Below are 18,720 nucleotides of genomic sequence, written 5' to 3'. Positions count from 1 at the left end.
TACTTTTTGTACAATAAATACTAACGTAAATCGAAACGATCTAGCTCCATCACCTTATGCCACACCGCAACAAAATCATCGATAAACTTATCTTGTGCATCGTCGCTGCCATAAACTTCTGCTAAGGCTCTGAGCACTGAATTTGAACCAAATACTAAATCCACTCGGGTGGCTGTCCACTTAAGATCACCCGTTGCACGATCAAAGCCTTCAAATAAGGTTTCATCGCTGGATGTGGGTTTCCATTCGGTGTCCATACTCAGCAAGTTGGTGAAAAAGTCATTGGTTAAAATTTCAGGCCTGTCGGTCAACATCCCATGCGGTGATCCATCCACATTGGTAGACAACACTCGCATACCACCCAGTAGTACCGTCATTTCTGGTGCCGTTAGGTCCATTAACTGCGCTTTATCAACTAATAAAGCCTCAGCGGGTACCTTGAGATTATCATCAAGATAATTCCTAAACCCATCGGCAACGGGTTCGAGTACCGCAAATGAGTCTATATCAGTCTGTTCGGCTAAGGCGTCTGTGCGTCCTGGAGTAAAGGGCACACTGATAGAACGCCCAGCATGACGCGCAGCAAGTTCAATACCGACACCACCACCTAGCACAATAAGATCGGCCAAGGAGACCTGTTTACCTATTTGTGCCTGATTAAAGTCGGCTTGAATTTGGCTATAAGTTGCCAAAACCTTCGACAACTGTTGGGGTTGATTGACAGGCCAGCCATTTTGCGGCGCTAATTGAATTCTTGCGCCATTGGCGCCACCCCGCTTATCTGAGCCTCGAAACGTAGCTGCCGATGCCCATGCCGTTGACACCATCTCAGATATCTTCAGTCCGCTGGCTGCAATGACCTGTTTTAAATCGCTGATATCTTGCCTATCGATGCTCTCATAATCGGCTTGAGGAATAGGATCTTGCCAAATCATCTCTGCTGATGGAACGTCTTCGCCCAAATAACGAGCACGTGGCCCCATATCGCGATGCGTCAACTTAAACCAAGCACGAGCAAATGCTTGGGCAAATTCATCGGGATGGGCTAAGAAACGTCGTGATATTTTCTCATAGGCCGGATCAAAGCGTAACGATAAGTCAGTGGTCAACATTGATGGTGCGTGGCGTTTACCGGCATCGTGTGCATCGGGGATCTCATCAGCCCCCGCACCACCTATAGGGCGCCATTGGTGTGCGCCAGCCGGGCTCTTGGTTAATTCCCATTCGTAACCGAATAGGTTTTCAAAAAAGTGATGGCTCCAACGAGTCGGTGATTGAGTCCAGGTCACTTCAAGTCCACTGGTTATAGCGTCGGCCCCTTTGCCGCTTCCGAAACGATTGTGCCAACCGAGTCCTTGTAACTCAATGGGGGCCTCTTCTGGCGCAGGACCAACTAAGGCCGCATCTCCGGCGCCATGAGTTTTACCGAAGGTATGCCCACCGGCAATCAAGGCTACAGTTTCTTCATCATTCATTGCCATTCTGGCAAAGGTTTCACGAATATCATGGGCTGCAGCAAGGGGATCGGGATTGCCATCAGGCCCTTCAGGATTGACATAAATTAACCCCATTTGCACTGCAGCAAGAGGGTTGTCGAGTTCTCGATTACCAGAGTAACGTTTGTCTCCGGCCAACCAAGTGGTTTCTGCGCCCCAATTGACATGGTTTTCTGGCTCCCACACATCTTCGCGACCACCGGCAAAACCTAAGGTTTCAAACCCCATTGACTCCAATGCCACATTACCCGCTAAGATCATTAAATCAGCCCATGAGATCTTACGGCCATATTTTTGTTTAACCGGCCACAATAGGCGGCGCGCCTTATCGAGGTTACCATTATCTGGCCAGCTATTTAACGGCGCAAATCGCTGCTGACCTCGGCCGCCGCCACCGCGGCCATCACTAATTCGATAGGTACCGGCACTATGCCATGCCATACGAATAAACAGCGGCCCATAGTGGCCAAAATCTGCCGGCCACCAGTCTTGAGAATCTCCCATCAGGGTGTGTAAGTCTTGCTTAACTTGTTTAAGATCTAGGCTTTTAAACTCACTGGCATAATCGAACCCCTCCTCCATGGGGTTAGACTTGGATGAGTGTTGAGTCAACATCTCAAGCCGTAATTGGTTTGGCCACCAATCCTTATTTGCTGTGCCACTTCCTGCAACATGATGCATCGGACATTTACTGTTAGACATGAGCACTATCTCCTTCCCTGCTTTACAACAGGTTAGTTATAAAGGTCTATTATTTATAGTACCTTAGCCCCACTTTTGGCCAGTAAAGTCTATCAATCGTTACGATAGACTTTACCGATTAGATAAGTGCTGTACTCCTTACTCTTTGGAGAGCGGCAGCCCTCTTTAAACCGCAGCAAAACCACAGCAAAACCACAGCAAAACCACAGCGGATTATTGGCGTTTAATCACTTCAAAACCAATTAAATACAATTGATCAATATTGCCATATATTGCTCTTATCACCTGCTTTAGCTCATCTAGTGTCATGTTTTCTTGCGATGCATGCTCAAGGTTTAGTGCATCAAACGCGACCGTCTCGACACGATTAACCTTAATGTCGCAAAACCAACGGTTATCTTCAAAGGTCGCAACATGCAACACTTGGCCAACCTTAAAATGGGACTCTGATTCATCTCTTAAGGTAATATTTTTCGCCCCAGAGAGAATATCGGCCTCAAAGCGTTCAAAAAAAGTGATCTCACTTACAGGATTAATTGTCATAAATTGTCTCGATTAGAATGTTTGCCTATAGCCGCCTGCTTGAGATTGAGTTAAAATCCGCCCCCGGTTTATGCTCTCTCGAAGCTAAGCCCTATTTTGAGTTAATTAAGGTGGAGCCAATGAACAGAAAACAGAAGATAATCAAAAAGACCGCAAAACGTGCTAAAGCGCGTCTCAACAAGCATACGGCTCCTACGATCAAGAAGTATATCTCTAAAGGCGATCGCGCCAAAGAGCTAGCTCGTGAACAAGCTGAATTAGCTGCCAAAGCCAATGCTACCAAAAATGGAACAGAAGCGAGCGACAACGAGCAGGCCAGTGACCAACCTACAGAGCCAACCAGCACTGAAAGTGAAACTCAAGCTTAATCGCCTCACCTTGCTAGGCGTCGGTCTTTTACCACCTCAGACTCGGACGCCTTGAACTTCCCCCCCCCCCTCCAACGTTCTATCACACTAGTCTCTAGCCACTGGTTTACCCGTAATGAGCTCTGAGACCCGATTACTGGCTTCGCAATCTTGCTCTTCACTCAGCTGCGCCATTTGAGCACAAGATGATGATAATGGATTAGGACTCGATGGGCTCAGTTCGTCATCGAGAGGCCTTGACTCGGTATTTACCTCAAAACCCACTAACAGAATTTGCTGCTGTTGCACCTTATCAACGAGTCGGTATGCGGTCCACACGCCGAGGACACCAAACACAATCGCGCCCAACACTTGGCCAATTAAGACCCCTTCAACCCCACCCCACTGCGCACCATAATAAACAAATGGAATCGTCCCCAGCGTCGCTTTCCCCACGTTAAACACAGTTGAGTATTTGGCTTTACCCAAATTATTAAATGACGCATTAGCCACAAACAGCGCTCCGGAAAACACGAAGAACACCGCAATATAACTACAGAAAAAACGGATCAGTTCGGCGCTATCACCCTGCATGGCAAAAATCACAATGATCTGCTCTTTAAGTCCAAATAATAATAGCGATATCGAGATCACATAAACGCTGCAAAACAGCAGCGCCTTGGTTAAGATCTCTTTCACCCTATCGAACTCTCTCGCGCCAAAATTTTGTCCCACAATAGGGCCGACCGCGCCGGACAACGCAAATATCATCCCAAAGGCCACTGGCGTGAGTCTGCCTAATACCGCCCAAGCGGCGACATAACTGTCACCAAAATCGGCAATCGCACGGGTAACGACCGCATTGCCGATAGGGGTTGCAATATTGGTCATCATTGCCGGCCCGGCAATAGCAAAAATGGGGCGAAGATCTTGCTTAAAGGCGGTTAAATCAAACTTGCCGACCAACTGGTGCTTAACCATGACGCCGCGCGCGGCAATAATGAGAACAGCCACACGCGCCAGCACCGACGCCAGCGCGGCACCTTCTATTCCCATGGCAAATAAGAAGATAAAGATAGGGTCAAAAATCAGGTTGACGCCACCACCGGCCAGTGTCGATATCATGGATAACTTAGCATCCCCCACGGCGCGCAGCGCAGCGCCAAGCGCCATCGCTAGGCAAATTAGTGGCATCGAAGGCACCAAGATATATAGGTAATCAGCAGCTAACTGGGCGGTGCGACCACTGGCACCGACTAACGCAATAAGCTCGGGAATAAAATAGGTCACCACCATAGCGACCACTATGGCCACGAGTAATGTTACCACCGCGCTATTGAGCAGCAATCGCTTAGCTTGGGCAAACTGTTTGGCGCCTATGGCTCTTGACACTAACGCGCCTAGTGCGATGGACAATCCGATACCGATAGAGGTAGTAAAAAATGAGATGGTACCCGCGTACCCAACTGCTGCAGCTAACTCTTGCTCTCCCAATAAGCTGAGAAAAAAGATGTCGATAAGGTCGACCACAAATAACGCCGAGATCCCGATAGCGGCGGTGGAACTCATCACCAAGATGTGGCGCATTATCGGGCCTTCGACAAACTTTGCGTTAGTCATGTGTATCCTTTATAGAGGGTAAAATAGACAATATTGCAGATTAAAGATCGGTCTCAAGCTCACTGCCGCACTTATCACAATATAGGGCGTTTAACTCATGGCCCGACTTTAAACAGTTACTACAGCGGCGGAGATCTTTTCTACGCACCACCTCTTGAGAGATCTCGGAGGTTAAGATCCCCGTTGGAATGGCAATAATGGAATAGCCTATCAACATAGTAAAAGCGGCAATACCTTGACCAAGCGGCGTTTGCGGGGTGATATCACCATAGCCCACCGTCGTAATGGTCACTATGGTCCAATAGATGGATTGAGGCATAGAGGAGAAACCATTTTCCGGCCCTTCAACCACATACATAACCGCACTCAACACCATCACAATCAGGCTGACCGAGAAGAAAAACAGGAATACTTTACGGCTCGATTGCATCATCGCCCGCAGTAAAACATTTCCCTCACTTAAATACCGCAGTAGCTTAAGCACTCGAAAGATACGGAACAAGCGCAGCACTCGGATCACTAAGGTGAAGTTAGCACCAGGGAAAAATAGCGCCAAGTAACTGGGTAATATAGATAACAAGTCAACAACCCCGTAAAAACTGCGAGCATATTGCCAAGGTTTCGCCGAGCAGTATAAGCGCAGTAGATACTCGAGGGTGAAAATGCCAGTAAAGCCCCATTCGGCAATACGGATCCATGTGCCGTAGCGGCTATTAACACTTTCGATAGTATCAAGGAAAACCAACGCCACACTAAGGACAATACAAACGATTAAGACCAAGTCAAAATAGCGGCCAGCCTTAGTATCGGTACCAAAAATGATATCGCGTAATTTTTCGCGGCGAGACAACTCAGGGGTGGCGTTCATCAGAAATTAACATCCTTTTATATGTATCAGCAGCGGAGAAAATGTGCATAATAATGGGTTCAACAAACTGATCCAGCTTAATCTAAAATAAGGTATGATGAACACCCAAACGGCGGTTTTATTTATCAATCAATGACCATGCAAACACTTTTTAAACAGCTCTTACTGTGCGCCTTACTGCTCAATACTAGTTCAACTTGGGCCACCTCGAGCCAGCAATCTGCCAGCTTTCATGGCTCTAACCACAGTACTGACCAGATTGGTAAAGTCGATTTAGTCATTGTGAATAAATCACAAGCCAGTATGCAATTAATGCGCGATGGCAAAGTACTGCGCCGCTATACGATTGCCATGGGCGATCGCCCCACGGGACATAAGCTTCAAGAAGGCGATCAGCGCACCCCTGAAGGACGCTACCTTCTCGACTACAAAAAAGCCGACAGTGCCTACTACCGTGCGATTCATATCTCATATCCCAATGAAGAAGATAGATTACGCGCCGCCGCCTTAGGGATAGACCCTGGTGGACAAATCATGATCCACGGCCAGAACCCCAATTCGTCATTAACCCCAGATGAAGCCCAGCGACTCAACTGGACCGATGGTTGTATCGCCTTGAAAAACCATGAAATCGATGAGTTATGGCAGGCGATAGAAACAGGAACGCCCATAGAGATCTGGCCGTAACGTTAGTCACACACTAGCACTATGATGTTTATGGTGTTAATGCCATTTGACACTAGCAGGAGGATTTTAATAGCTCATCCTGCACTCACCACTATCTTTTTATGTCAGTAAAAGAGTCCAATGCGATGACAAAAACCCACATTACCCTAGACGAACTTGAACATAGCTGGCCGCAGTTTAGCCATGGTATTCAAGAGTTTTTACAAGAATTACAACTTGATACCCTAGGGCTTGCTTGCGATCATGTCGCCGTACGTGTTAACTCAGAGACTGGCGCCGAGCTGCTTAAAGACTATTTTGGCCAACAAGGCCATATTATCTCTAACAACATGATTAATGGCCGGCCGATATTAATCATCGCGCTTAATACGCCACTGCAACTGGGTGATATGCTTATCGACTGCGTCGAACTGCCCTACCCAAGTAATAAGCATTATCCCTGTGAAGGGTGGGAGCACATCGAGGTGGTTTTGCCAGGCGAAGCACAAAATATTGAGCAACTCAGCCAGCAACTACTTAATGCTGTCCCCACTCTGGCGCCAGTGTTAGCAGGTACAACAGATATCAAGGTAAAATGCAGCTCCCCCCAAGGAGAGCATGAACGCTTAGCCAATCCGACCATCGCCTTTAAGCGCGCTAACCTCTGTATCAAAGTGCATGCCCATGGTATTAAAACCATTATCGCATCAGAGGCCAAAGAGTAACGCTTAATGATGTTGGACGCATGAGCTCATGGGTTATGCAAGGTAACCCTGCATCATCAGCAACAAAAACGCATCGGCTAACGTATTATCGCCGATGCGATTATCAATGTCATTGACTAGATTTTTTCAATATAAAGAATTATTTCACCCACTTTAAAACCAAACTTGCTCATGTCTGTCTTGTTAAATAGACGGTTCTCATCGAGTAGGAACATCCAATCATCTAGGGTCACTTGGTAGGTCTCGCCATCGACTACAATATCTAAATCATACTGCCAAAATAACGCCGAGCCTTGGGTCCTACCCTTGGCAATACCAATCACATCACCGGCTTGACCTTCATATTGATTCTCAGCCACTTTCTTTAGCTGCCAAATTCGAGTCGACTTTTCACCATCGTCAAACTCAAACCACTCTTTGATTTCGCCGTTAGCGCCTTGCCAATTAGCGACTAAATCGACCTCGAAGCGACGTAATAAATTGCCCGAACGATCTAACACAATGCCGTAAGCCTTTAACTTGCCATCAAAAAATTGTTCTAACTTTAATTCAGGTTGAGTGCCTCTATGCTCCTCTAAACTGGCTGAACCACATGCCGTAACCAGTAACAACAATAACAGTGACATCAAATATTTCATTGGCTTAACCCCAGAAGTTGTCGCCTAAGCTTGGGCTCAGACGTATTTTTAGACAACCATATCGCTAAAAAAGCCTCACCAAAGCGGGGATCATCTATTTTCCCTATTAATTGATCTGCCATATAAAACTGACTCTCACCACTTTGATTAACCAGCAAAGTTAATCTATCGCCTGGGGCCACATTGGGCCAAATACGCTGCAGTGGCGCGACCCATTGGGCAATATCGGCGGGGCTATAGCCTAGGTGTTGCCACTGCTCTGCGGTTGCCTCGACTAATGCCTGTTTATCTATGGTTTTGTAATATTCGATACGCAGCGCTTTGATTTTTTTGTCATCTGTACCTGCCTCTATTGAGAATGGCCGCTCACTGGCAAACAGTTCGGCGCGATATAAGGTCCAAAATAGATAGGTCATCTCTCCGGCGCCAATCTTTTCAAGCTGGCTAATGGGAGAGGCATAAACACTGCTACTGAGTAGCATCACAGCTAACCATTTAAACATAAGTCACCTCGTTATATTGGCAAGCGCTGGCGGCTGTAACAACCGATAGCCAGTGATCAGTAGCGGCATTAGCAGCGACCACACCAGCATGAGTGATCCCACCAGCATGAGTTCATTCCAACGGGCCTGTAATACACCAAACTGAATGCCAGCCCAGTAACTGCTGGCACCACCAATGGCGCCAAACAAGACAACAACCCAACTCTTCTGCCGAGTTAACCACTGTAAACTGTGATTAAAACTGATGATAAAGATGCACCAGAGTAAAGCGAGCCAGAGGGGAAAGCCCACATCGACTGTGCTAAAACCACCAAATTCAAGCTGTAGCTTATCCACCGCGATACCAATTGGCACCAACAAGAGTAACTTAGCATCGGCTTTGCGAGTGGGCGACAGTAAAAAATGCAGTGCGATAAGCAAAATCATAGCCAGCGCTGCATTGTCGCCAAGCAAGGCGGCGCTAAACCAACATAGCTGAAATAACAGTAAGTTAATAATCCAAAATCGCTTCATCGGCTTGTCCCACATAACGGGGTTTTCTGGCAACCAGATGATGCGTGCTGATCACCCGCTCTTTGAAGGCACCTTCGCAATAACAAAAGTAGAATAACCACAAACGTTTAAATTCATCGCTGTAGCCAAGTTTAACTAACTCATCCCAACGCTGCTCGAAAGCTTGGCGCCAATCATTGAGGGTTCTGGCGTAATGTAAGCCGATATCATTTATCTCACTCACCACCAAGTCGGTGCGCGACGCCATATGTGATGTCATCACGGCTACCGAAGGTAAACAGCCGCCAGGGAAGATATATTTTTGAATAAAATCAATTCCTTTACGGTATTTATCATAACGGCTATCGGCAATGGTAATGGCTTGGATCAGCATTTTGCCATCGGCTTTGAGTAACCCTGAGCAGGTTTCAAAGAAAGTGCCTAGGTACTCATGGCCCACGGCCTCAATCATTTCAATGGAGACTAGCTTGTCATATTGCCCTTCGAGTAAGCGATAATCTTGCTTGAGTAAGGTGATCTTCTCGCTTAAGCCCGCTTGCTCGATACGCTGCTTAGCAAAGGCATATTGGGCATCTGAAATCGTGGTGGTGGTCACCTTGCAGCCATAATGCTGCGCCATATAGATGGCAAGTCCCCCCCAACCTGTACCAATTTCAACAACATGATCAGTTGAGCGTAATTCAAGCCCTTGGCAGATGGTGTGCATTTTATTGAGCTGTGCGGCACTTAAGCTGGTGGCTTCACTACTATATACCGCACACGAGTAGAGCATACTCGAATCTAAAAAGCGCTCATACAGGTCGTTACCAATATCATAATGGGCCAAAATATTACGCTTAGAGCCCTGCTCGGTATTGAGGTTTTTGCGACGTAAAAAGAGGTTTTTCACCTTTGTGACCCAAGCCATCTTGCTTTCGATAGCATCAAGCTTAGCTTGGTTTCTCGCCATGACTTGAATGAGATGGGTTAAATCTGGGCTGGTCCATTTGGCATCTAAATAGGCCTCTGCTGCACCTATGCTGCCGCCTTGGATAATGTCTTTATAAAAACTACTGTCATGCACCACAATTTGCGCACTCAGTTGGGCCTCTCTATCACCCAGTATTTGATGCTTGTCGCCTTCGATAAGCTCGATGCTGGCATCCTGCAGCTGCGCTAAAAGCTTGACAATCAACGCTCTATATTTTTGGTTAGCCCCAGTATTCACTAAAGCATGACGAGGGTTAAGCGTTTGATTTTGTTTTACAAGCTGTTCCATTTCAACCTCGCTAATCGGACATTACTGTCGTATTTATGTTTTTTCATCTGATCCCGGGTGAGCAATAAACGGCACCCGTTTAATAAATAGTTTCAATGCTTGCCAATATATCCCTAGCACCATTTTGAGTGTCATCGAAGGCGCTGCAAGCAAGGTTTTAGTGAGCTCACCTTGGCTCACTGGGAATTTTGTTAAAGCCAAAGTCGCATCAAAAACTTTACTATGTTGGTGATTCTCAATATGCACTAGCGCCTTGTTTGCTGGCGGAGTAATGCGCCAATGATAAGTCATATTCATTTCCATAAATGGCGACACATGAAAGGCTTTTTTCACTTTCAGCTCTTGCCCCAGCGCCAGTAAATAATAGTGTCGCTGTTGCCATGGGGTGTTGCTCACTTCCGCTAGCATATAACGACACTCACCCGCTCCGTCATAACAAAAGTAGCAATTTATCGGACTAAAATAGATACCCATGCAGCGACATTGTGCCAACATCAGTACCCGCCAATCATCATTCCATTCACCACCTAACGCCCTGACTTTGTCACCAATACGCTGCTTAAGGCTGCCAGGTTCATTCTTAAGATAATCTTTTTCTAAAAACCGAATTGGATTAAACCAATCCCTGCCAAACAGCCTGCTGCGTTGCATCAGTTGTGGCAACTCATCTAAATCGATCCCCATCATGTACATCTTGTAGTTGAAGGCGTGAGTGATATCGCCATAGCGACGATGGCGCACCTCTCCTTTGTAAATACCACTGTGCTCTATATTGGCATCTTGGCTCATAAGGTCAGGCCAAAACGTTTAGTGACATCCAACGCGCTACGCACGCCATCTTCATGGAAGCCGTTATACCAATATGCGCCAACAAAATGGGTGCCACGTTGGCCACATATCTGTGATCGCTGTTGTTGGGCTCTGACGCTAGCATCATTAAGCACGGGGTGATGATAGACAAACCGACGTAATACCTTATTGGGGTCAATTTCGTCACTCTGATTGAGGGTGACACAAAAAGTACTGTCGCTATCAATGCCCTGTAAGATATTCATATTATAGGTGACACAGGAAGGTCGATTAAGATTGTCATCGAGCATGTAATTCCAGCTGGCCCAGGCCAGTGGCCTTTTGGGCAACAGTGCAATGTCGGTATGTAACACCACTTCGTTTCGGCTATAAGGAATGGCACCTAATACCGACTGTTCTTCATCGCTGGCATCGCCTAGCAGGGCTAATGCCTGATCTGAGTGACAGGCAAAAATCACCTCATCAAACACTAAAGCATCATTATTAACCAGCTTAATCACGATGCCATCAGATGTTCTGCGGACCGACTCGATGTGGGACTCAGTCAATACCGGTTTAGACAATTCAGCCAAGATGGCCTCGACATAGACCCGCGAGCCACCGGGCACCACTGACCATTGTGGCCTGTCAGAGATATTAAGTAGGCCGTGATTATAAAAAAACTGGATAAAAAACTTCAGTTCAAATTGCTTCATCTCGGCCAAACTAGTCGACCAAATGGCAGCACCCATGGGTAAAATATAATGTTGGCTAAAAAAGTCAGAAAAACCATGTTGCTGTAAAAAATCACCTAAGGTGGCGTTAGGTGCAATCGCTTGCTCACTATAGGCTTGCTTACACAATTTATTGAATTTCAAAATTTGGCTGATGAGACGCCAAAATTGAGGACGAAAGATATTTCTGCGCTGCGCAAACAATGAATTGAGACCATGACCGTTATATTCAAACCCAGTTTGACGATTATGTACGCTAAAACTCATTTCGGTAGGCTGACCAGCAATACCTAACATCTCAAGTAAACGATTAAAGTAGGGATAAGTTCTGTCGTTAAATACGATAAAACCGGTATCGATAGCATATTGCTTATCTTGATGGGTAATATCAACCGTGGCAGTGTGGCCACCAACATAATCGTTTTTCTCAAACACAGTCACGTCGTACTGCTTATCGAGCAAATAGGCACAGGTTAATCCTGAAATGCCAGAGCCAATCACGGCGATCCTTTTCATTATTTATTTATCCTTATCGCTAAGCGACGCCAAATGGAAAATGGCAGTAACTGTAAGCATCTCATTGTAAATATAAATAACCCCGGAAAACGAATATCACGCTTACCTTTAGCCACACCAGTAATAATCTTAGTGGCGGCTTGCTCTGTGGTCATCAACATAGGCATGGCAAAAGTGTTTCGCTCGGTTAATGGCGTATCGACAAAACCAGGATGGACACAGCTAACCTCAATATCATGCTGAGCCAAATCTATCGATAACACCTTAGCCAGATAAGTTAACGCCGCTTTTGATGTGCCATAAGCTTCGGCTCGGGGTAAGGCTAACATCTCAGCGCTAGAACTAACCATCACCAATCGACCACCGGGCCTTACCAAATTAAGCCAAGACTGTAAGCCGTAAGCAACTGAAATTAAATTGATGTTAATAACTCTCTCAAACCGCTTGGCATCAAAATGCAAAGCATCGTCGATGTATTCGCAATCTCCCGCATTAAAAATCAATAGATCTAACGGCCAATCGACCTTATCAATTACTGGATATTGCTGATATTGAGTTAAATCGAAACACAGTGGGGTGATGTTGGGATATTCCTTAACCAAACCATCCAGTTTTTGCTGATTGCGGCCGCAAGCTAAAATGTGATGACCGGCCTTAGCATAAGATACGGCTAAGGCCCGACCAATGCCAGAAGTAGCTCCCGTTATCATAATACGCATCTTATCCTCCTGCTTTGCTGGCATCGACATTATTTAGCCGCGCGCTGTTTGATGGCGCGAATGACACGGCCAAGTAGTGGAATGTGTTCATATAACATCGCCCCCACATCTAAATAGTCGCGGTGATAAATTACCTTATTGTCCTGCGCCTTTAGATGAGAATGGCCTTGAACAGAAATAGGGCTAGCGCCACGCAGCTGTTTATGACGAAAGGTCATAGTCCAATAAATCGCAGCCTCACGCTCCCCTTCGAGCACATGCTCAATCTCAAAATCACAACTGATCAGATGCTGATATAACCCTGTAAAATAGCTAAGCAGAGCCGGTAGCCCGAACACTTGATGCATTGGGTCGACAAATTCAATATCAGGATGATAGATCTTTTCCAGCGATACTAAATTATCGGTCGAAAGCTCAGTGTAAACCGCGATAAAATTCTGTAACCATAAAGATTGCGCCATCATCCATAAGTCCTAATAAGATTTGTAGAATGCCAAGGCCCTTAAGCGTGCTTGTTTATGATCAACAATCGGTTGCCAATATTCGCTAACCACGCCATTTTTCTCGATATATTCATGGGGAAAATGAATATATTTATCGGGCACATTTTTAAGTTCTGGCAAATACTTACGAATGAACTCACCTTGGGGATCAAATTTTTGACTCTGAGTGATAGGATTAAAAATACGAAAATAGGGTTGAGCATCACAGCCCGTGCTTGCCGCCCATTGCCAACCGCCATTATTGGCACTGAAATCACCATCGATAAGGTGCTGCATAAAGAAACGCTCACCTTTGTGCCAGTCGACTAACAGATGTTTGGTTAAAAAGCTGGCAACTATCATACGCAGACGGTTATGCATCCAGCCGGTGTGAAGCAGCTGTTTCATTGCCGCATCGACAATGGGGTAACCGGTTCGACCTTGCGCCCAAGCGTTAAACGCCTCATCACTGCCCGGCCACTGCGCTAACTGATATTTAGTTTGAAAATTATCCCCTTTGACTAAATTGGGGAAGTGGAATAGCAGGTGGCGATAAAAATCACGCCAGATAAGCTCATTTAACCAAGTAAAAGCGCCATGCTGTTGATCGTAAATCACCTCAGGTTGAGCTTGAATTAACTGCAACGCCAGCCAACGCGGGCTTATGGCGCCTATAGCTAAATAGGGGGATATACCGGATGTACCTTTAATACTGGGGAAATCGCGAGTCGCGGCGTAATTTAATAACTTATATTGCCAAAATCGCGGTAGCACCTCGGCCATCACGGCATCGCTGCACGGCCAAGCACTGGAGTCGAGCTGCGGATAATCAAACGTCACTGGTGCGATAGAGACATCGCTTGGTAATACTGTTGAGGCGGCAGGCGATGGCACACATTCAATCCCCACCTGCTGCACTCTTTTTAACCACGCATTTTTAAACGGCGTAAACACCTTAAACATGTCGCCCTGTTTATTGAGCACACTGCCAGGGGACAAAATGGTATCACATTGCCATAACTTAAGGTGTAAGCCAGACTGGGCAATGTGACGATCGCGAACCACCTCATCGTCTTCCGGCTCAGTATTGGCCAGCACAGTATCACAGCCCTTAGCCTGACAAAATTGCAGCAACACTTGTTGTTGATGAGCAAAATCTGTGGCCGACAAATGGACAAACTCGATGCCATAAGCACCGAGTTGCTGAGCAAATCCATCTAGATGTCGCCGTATAAAGTCAGCTTTAATGGGGGCTAAATCATGTTGTTGCCACTGCTTTGGCGTCGAGATAAATACGGCGGTGTTAACGCCTTGAGCAATGGCTTCACTCAAGGCGGGGTTGTCATGGATTCTTAAATCACGACGGATCCATAAGATACAGCTCAATATCCGTACCTCAAACGCAACTCTTTAGGATGGGGATTTAAATACACTTGCTCTTGCAAGTACTCATTTGGGTACTCAATCAAGTAGTGTTTGATTAAAGTCAGAGGCACTAATAAAGGCTGTAATCCTTGATGGTAAGCGGCAATCTCATCGGTGAGTTCTTTGCGCTTCGCCTCATCTAAATCACGTTTAAAATATCCCTGCAAATGTTGTAGCGTATTGGTATGGCTTCGACGTGAAGCTTTGTTCTTTAACGCTTCCATCAAGCCAGCAATATAACGCTCGGCGAGTTCGTCCAGTTCGATATCCGCGCGGCCCAACAAACGGCCCAGCTCGCGATAGCTCTCAACATGGTGACTCATCACTAAATATTTGTGCACGCTATGGAAATTAATCAACTTATGTTTGCTTATCCCACTGGCTTTAAGATCGAGCCACTTTTGATAAGTAAATATGCGGGTAATGAAATTCTCGCGAATGACCGGATCGTTAAGGCGACCATTTTCTTCGCAGGGCAATAACGGATTAAGTCGCATAACTTGCTGAGCAAACAAGCCTACGCCCGTTGATTCAGAACCTTTGCCGTGATGATGGTACACTTTAACTCGCTCCATACCGCAACTCGGGCTTTTAGCGCAGAACACAAACCCCGCGAGATCGCCATAGTGCTGCGCGGCCTTTTGACCAAATTCGGTTAGCTGTTCAGTAACATCACCGCTGCCATCAGGACGTGATACCGTAATAATATTGTCACGAATGATCTGCCTAATGGTCGGTCTTGGCACCGGGAGACCAATCGCCATTTCTGGGCAGACAGGCTTAAAATCAGCAAAATCACTGAGCTGCTCTACACAGAAATTGGATTTTTTATGACCTCTATCATAGCGGACAGGCTCACCCATCACACAAGCACTAATGCCAATTTTAAGTTTTTTGTCCATCATCTCACCCTCATACTCTACTCATTTTAGTAGATGAATCGTCCTATTGGATTAAGCAACTGGCTCATACCTTGGGTAAAGTGAATTGCATCGCTCGATACCGTTAGACAGACACAGCCTTCTTGCGTTATCGGTTGATGGGTATGGTCACCGTCAAGCCAGATAAAGTCCCCTGCTGTATAATGGCCCATTTCATCATCGAAACTACCCTGTAATAATAACGTGATTTCAAACCCTTTATGAGTATGGCACGGCACACTGCCCCCCTTATCTATATGCAATAAGCTGGCTCTAATGTCATCATCATCAAGGGTCAGTCTTGCACGAGACAACTTGCCAAGTCCTTGCCATTCTCGCAGGCCAATTGACTTCATCGCCCGAGGCAACGAAATACGCTGACCTGCCACTTCAATTTCAGTGACGGTTTGTGCCACAGCAGATTTTACCTCTGCAGGTGATGCAGTAATCGCATCAATCATTGAGGCGCAGTCCCAATCAACCTCTATCTCACTGGTTGACTGCCGCTGACTCGCTCCATGCTCATCACTGAATGATGCTTGATTGGTAAATTGTGCTTCAGATAACTGCTCATTGAGCCAATCATCCTCTTCATTTATATCAAATGCCTGCATGGCTGCCTGTTCTGTTAGTTGCTGCACTTGTTTGGCACATTCACGGCAAAGTTCAACATGGCTGGCAATAATGACAGAAACAGAAGCAGGTAAATCACCAGCAACAAAACCGTTTAATACATTTAATGTTGGATGATGTTTAATCATTGTACTGTTCTCCCATTTGTTGCTTGAGCTTGGCTAACGCTAGCCTTAATCTCGACTTAACCGTGCCGATTGGCACGCCCAATTGCTGCGCCAACTGCTCTTGAGACAACTCTTGATAATAAACCCCTTTCACCACTGCTTGCTGCGCTGGCGGCAGAGTGTTGACATAATTCAACATCTGCTTCTCCATTAAGTGGTCGCCAAAGTTAGACTCTTCACTTTGTGCTTCATCTTGAGCCTGATCGATAGGCCAAATATCATCGCCAAGGTTTTGTTCGTTTTTTGCTTTAATACGCCTTAACATGTCAAATGATGCATTACGCATCACGGTGTACACCCAAGTGGTTGCAGCCCCCTTGTCTACATTATACAGATGGGCCTTACGCCACACATTGGTCATGGTTTCTTGCACCAGCTCATTAGCTTGTGCCTCGCTACCTAACTGTTTTATGCCAAACCGTTTAATTTTGGGCGCAAAAAACTGAAACAGTTCAGTAAATGCCTGTTTGTCGCGTTGCACAGCAACCGATTCAAGCCAATGAGACAGCTCCGTGGGAACCTGAGTCTCGATATTATTGGCGTTAATGTTGCTCTCCCTCTTTGGATAGCTTTTGCTCACTGTTTGTTGCATCTTAACCAACCATTGCTGAAGTATTAAAGTGCATTACGCGAGCAAAAACTAAATGGATCAATTAATATTTTCGTTACCAAAAATCAAACTGTGGAGAAATACTGTCAACTGTTCAAAACTCGATGGGTGAATGAACTTCTCCTTTTCATTCAAAGATAAAGGTAATATTTCTAAAAAGCGAGCACAGACCCAGTCTAGACGATCAAAATGGGTTGTTCCATATAATTGCCCCAGAGCATCATTGTCTTCAAATAGCTGTTCAAGCAAGTGCCCTAGTGCCATTGACGAGCAGTCAATACTCAACCGATCCCAGTGCGGTTTATAACAGGTATCGGCTAACAACAAGTTATCGTCTCTGTACACCATGTTATCTAAACTCACTAGGTGCATGGCCTTAACATCAACGACTAATATGCCATCCTTGCCCGCATGAAAGTCAATCACCTCCACACGAGTGCCCCAGTTAGGAACATTAAATGCTAATTCGTTATCAAAACGAGCAATCACAAACCCACCGCGCTCACCAGCCTGCGCTATCATAGATAAGTAGCGAGGCTCATAAATGCGCAGGCGCTGAATGCCATTGGGTAACATAAATAACGGCAAGGGAATGACTGCCATTTGCCTTGGGCATTTAGGCATAGTCGTCGCAAAATTATCGTTTACATTAATGTCTATCACTGTATTTCTCTTTGTGGAGCAATACCCGTGATACGTAAAGGCAAAAACATGGGATCACAACCATTGGCATAGCCTGTTACTGGCTACTTTTGAGATTCAGCCGATAAGACTGCATGCCCAGTCTTAATAATGAGATTCTAAACTTGTATAAATGACGGCTAATAAGATGCAATACTAAAAAGCTACTTGGAAATATCAAGCACAATGGAGACTATCATCGACCCTTAAGCATCTAATGCAATCATCTCCCAACCCACAATGTAGATTACTAATCACCGGCAATCATGGCGCTTACCCGTCGCCAAGCAGGTTTCGCAGGTACGGACCTTACCCTCTCCTCTATCGAGAAACTCACTGATCATCACCACCATGTCGCGCATCATCTCTTGTGTGATCGGCGTCTTCCAAGGATAACGATTCATTAAACGACTAATGTGGCGAAAACCAGTCTCATCATCGGGAGTAAAATAACACTCATCCATCAACCGGCTTTCGTAAGAGGATGTCGCCCCCGCTAAGAAGAAATACAGTGACTGTACCAACTCCTTAATGTCCATCTCGGTTGCCATTAATTCACCTTGGGCAACCGCCTCTTCGATAGGCGCTCGAATACAACTCCAAAACAGATTTACGCGATGACGTAATATTTCAATTTTTTCCGAACTCGCCAATTGCCAGAACATACTATTTATCGATACAACTCGCAAAATATTAAAAATTGGGCTTCTTTTAACAACTTCGAAAGTAAACAAAATAGGTAGTACTGATAATTGCTGGATATTAAATTGAGGGTTCTCTGAAATAAATATCGGAATACGACTAGAAGTGGTATTTCTTAAAAAAAGACAAACTAAAACATCTTCTTTAGATTCAAAATATTTATATAGCGTATTAGTTGAACATTCTGCCTGCTTGGCTATCTGGGCAAAACGAAAAGACACAACACCCTGATTATCAATTAATTTTTCAGCCTCATCGAGAAGTTGATTACACCTTAATGCTTCACAGCTATCTTTTGGACACCGCATATTTATACCAATTAACATTAAAACCTTATGCTATTTTATGGCCCCAGTATTAATTAGATACTTAAAAGAAAAGTTTTCTTAATCATCATCACATAAAACTTTCTCCCTCGATCCAAAGTGTGATTTTGCGCATAATTAGCCTTGCTCACAAACCA

21 protein-coding genes and 1 pseudogene are annotated in these 18,720 nt (G+C 45.5%); 3 read left to right on the top strand and 19 right to left on the bottom strand.

Annotated elements, in window-relative coordinates; genetic code table 11:
• Positions 1-20 precede the first annotated feature (20 nt).
• Positions 21-2,198 carry a catalase/peroxidase HPI gene (gene katG / locus AC5YBX_RS06480; RefSeq protein WP_494524626.1) on the bottom strand — a complete coding sequence of 726 codons (2,178 nt, stop codon included), beginning with the start codon at positions 2,196-2,198 and terminating at the stop codon, positions 21-23.
• A gap of 213 nt (positions 2,199-2,411) precedes the next feature.
• Entirely contained in the window at positions 2,412-2,741 is a 330-nt protein-coding gene (yqfB, locus tag AC5YBX_RS06475) for a N(4)-acetylcytidine aminohydrolase (protein ID WP_494524625.1), read from the bottom strand.
• 119 nt (positions 2,742-2,860) lie between these two features.
• Here yqfB and AC5YBX_RS06470 point away from each other — a divergent pair, with 119 nt between their 5' ends.
• Positions 2,861-3,109, top strand: coding sequence for a DUF2986 domain-containing protein (locus tag AC5YBX_RS06470; protein WP_475516415.1), 249 nt, complete (start codon positions 2,861-2,863; stop codon positions 3,107-3,109).
• Between the two features lie 87 nt (positions 3,110-3,196).
• Here AC5YBX_RS06470 and AC5YBX_RS06465 read toward each other — a convergent pair whose 3' ends face one another.
• Positions 3,197-4,708, bottom strand: a complete 1,512-nt coding sequence (locus AC5YBX_RS06465; RefSeq protein ID WP_494524624.1) for an MATE family efflux transporter — start codon at positions 4,706-4,708, stop codon at positions 3,197-3,199.
• Positions 4,709-4,748: 40 nt separating this feature from the next.
• Positions 4,749-5,576, bottom strand: coding sequence for an ion transporter (locus AC5YBX_RS06460; protein ID WP_494519529.1), 828 nt, complete (start codon positions 5,574-5,576; stop codon positions 4,749-4,751).
• A 138-nt stretch (positions 5,577-5,714) separates the two neighbouring features.
• On the opposite strand from AC5YBX_RS06460, the gene AC5YBX_RS06455 reads away from it, so the two are divergent.
• Together AC5YBX_RS06455 and AC5YBX_RS06450 are read left to right on the top strand one after the other, a co-directional pair.
• Positions 5,715-6,263, top strand: coding sequence for a L,D-transpeptidase family protein (locus tag AC5YBX_RS06455; RefSeq protein ID WP_475516412.1), 549 nt, complete (start codon positions 5,715-5,717; stop codon positions 6,261-6,263).
• A 125-nt stretch (positions 6,264-6,388) separates the two neighbouring features.
• The gene (locus AC5YBX_RS06450) at positions 6,389-6,967 is read left to right on the top strand and encodes a VOC family protein (protein WP_494524623.1); all 579 of its coding nucleotides are present in this window, start codon (positions 6,389-6,391) and stop codon (positions 6,965-6,967) included.
• A 116-nt stretch (positions 6,968-7,083) separates the two neighbouring features.
• Here the strand turns inward: AC5YBX_RS06450 and AC5YBX_RS06445 are convergent, their stop codons facing one another.
• The 15 genes and pseudogenes from AC5YBX_RS06445 to AC5YBX_RS06375 all read right to left on the bottom strand — a co-directional run.
• Complete coding sequence (locus AC5YBX_RS06445) at positions 7,084-7,605, bottom strand: DUF3833 domain-containing protein (RefSeq protein WP_475516410.1); 522 nt, start codon at positions 7,603-7,605, stop codon at positions 7,084-7,086.
• Positions 7,602-8,108: a chalcone isomerase family protein gene (locus tag AC5YBX_RS06440; protein WP_494519532.1), complete on the bottom strand. Its 507-nt coding sequence runs from the start codon at positions 8,106-8,108 to the stop codon at positions 7,602-7,604. Before AC5YBX_RS06440 ends, AC5YBX_RS06445 begins: the two co-directional genes overlap by 4 nt.
• A 3-nt stretch (positions 8,109-8,111) precedes the next feature.
• Positions 8,112-8,621, bottom strand: coding sequence for a DUF2878 domain-containing protein (locus AC5YBX_RS06435; protein WP_494524622.1), 510 nt, complete (start codon positions 8,619-8,621; stop codon positions 8,112-8,114).
• A complete protein-coding gene (locus AC5YBX_RS06430; protein ID WP_494524621.1) occupies positions 8,599-9,879 on the bottom strand; it encodes a class I SAM-dependent methyltransferase in 1,281 nt (426 codons plus the stop codon). The genes AC5YBX_RS06435 and AC5YBX_RS06430 overlap by 23 nt, the downstream gene beginning before the upstream one ends.
• A gap of 33 nt (positions 9,880-9,912) precedes the next feature.
• Positions 9,913-10,668, bottom strand: a complete 756-nt coding sequence (locus AC5YBX_RS06425) for a DUF1365 domain-containing protein (protein ID WP_494519535.1) — start codon at positions 10,666-10,668, stop codon at positions 9,913-9,915.
• Positions 10,665-11,918, bottom strand: a complete 1,254-nt coding sequence (locus tag AC5YBX_RS06420) for an NAD(P)/FAD-dependent oxidoreductase (RefSeq protein WP_494519536.1) — start codon at positions 11,916-11,918, stop codon at positions 10,665-10,667. The genes AC5YBX_RS06425 and AC5YBX_RS06420 overlap by 4 nt, the downstream gene beginning before the upstream one ends.
• A complete protein-coding gene (locus tag AC5YBX_RS06415; protein WP_494519537.1) occupies positions 11,918-12,637 on the bottom strand; it encodes an SDR family NAD(P)-dependent oxidoreductase in 720 nt (239 codons plus the stop codon). Before AC5YBX_RS06415 ends, AC5YBX_RS06420 begins: the two co-directional genes overlap by 1 nt.
• A gap of 29 nt (positions 12,638-12,666) precedes the next feature.
• Positions 12,667-13,101, bottom strand: coding sequence for a nuclear transport factor 2 family protein (locus AC5YBX_RS06410; protein ID WP_494519538.1), 435 nt, complete (start codon positions 13,099-13,101; stop codon positions 12,667-12,669).
• A 9-nt stretch (positions 13,102-13,110) separates the two neighbouring features.
• Positions 13,111-14,505, bottom strand: coding sequence for a deoxyribodipyrimidine photo-lyase (gene phrB, locus AC5YBX_RS06405; RefSeq protein ID WP_494524620.1), 1,395 nt, complete (start codon positions 14,503-14,505; stop codon positions 13,111-13,113).
• Complete coding sequence (locus tag AC5YBX_RS06400; RefSeq protein ID WP_494524619.1) at positions 14,502-15,449, bottom strand: YbgA family protein; 948 nt, start codon at positions 15,447-15,449, stop codon at positions 14,502-14,504. The genes phrB and AC5YBX_RS06400 overlap by 4 nt, the downstream gene beginning before the upstream one ends.
• A 23-nt stretch (positions 15,450-15,472) precedes the next feature.
• Positions 15,473-16,225 (bottom strand): ChrR family anti-sigma-E factor, encoded by a 753-nt coding sequence (locus tag AC5YBX_RS06395; RefSeq protein ID WP_494524618.1) that lies wholly within the window; start codon positions 16,223-16,225, stop codon positions 15,473-15,475.
• Positions 16,218-16,865, bottom strand: a complete 648-nt coding sequence (locus AC5YBX_RS06390) for a sigma-70 family RNA polymerase sigma factor (RefSeq protein ID WP_494524617.1) — start codon at positions 16,863-16,865, stop codon at positions 16,218-16,220. The genes AC5YBX_RS06395 and AC5YBX_RS06390 overlap by 8 nt, the downstream gene beginning before the upstream one ends.
• A gap of 48 nt (positions 16,866-16,913) precedes the next feature.
• Positions 16,914-17,537: a hypothetical protein gene (locus tag AC5YBX_RS06385; protein WP_494524616.1), complete on the bottom strand. Its 624-nt coding sequence runs from the start codon at positions 17,535-17,537 to the stop codon at positions 16,914-16,916.
• A 272-nt stretch (positions 17,538-17,809) separates the two neighbouring features.
• Positions 17,810-18,220 carry a hypothetical protein gene (locus AC5YBX_RS06380; RefSeq protein WP_494524848.1) on the bottom strand — a complete coding sequence of 137 codons (411 nt, stop codon included), beginning with the start codon at positions 18,218-18,220 and terminating at the stop codon, positions 17,810-17,812.
• 180 nt (positions 18,221-18,400) lie between these two features.
• A pseudogene (locus tag AC5YBX_RS06375) lies at positions 18,401-18,565 on the bottom strand (TetR/AcrR family transcriptional regulator); the annotation flags it as partial.
• Between the last annotated feature and the right edge of the window lie 155 nt (positions 18,566-18,720).

The organism is Shewanella sp. 492, from assembly GCF_059338445.1.
Note: the sequence above shows the minus strand (reverse complement) of the source record. Positions and strands in the feature narration are given on the sequence as shown.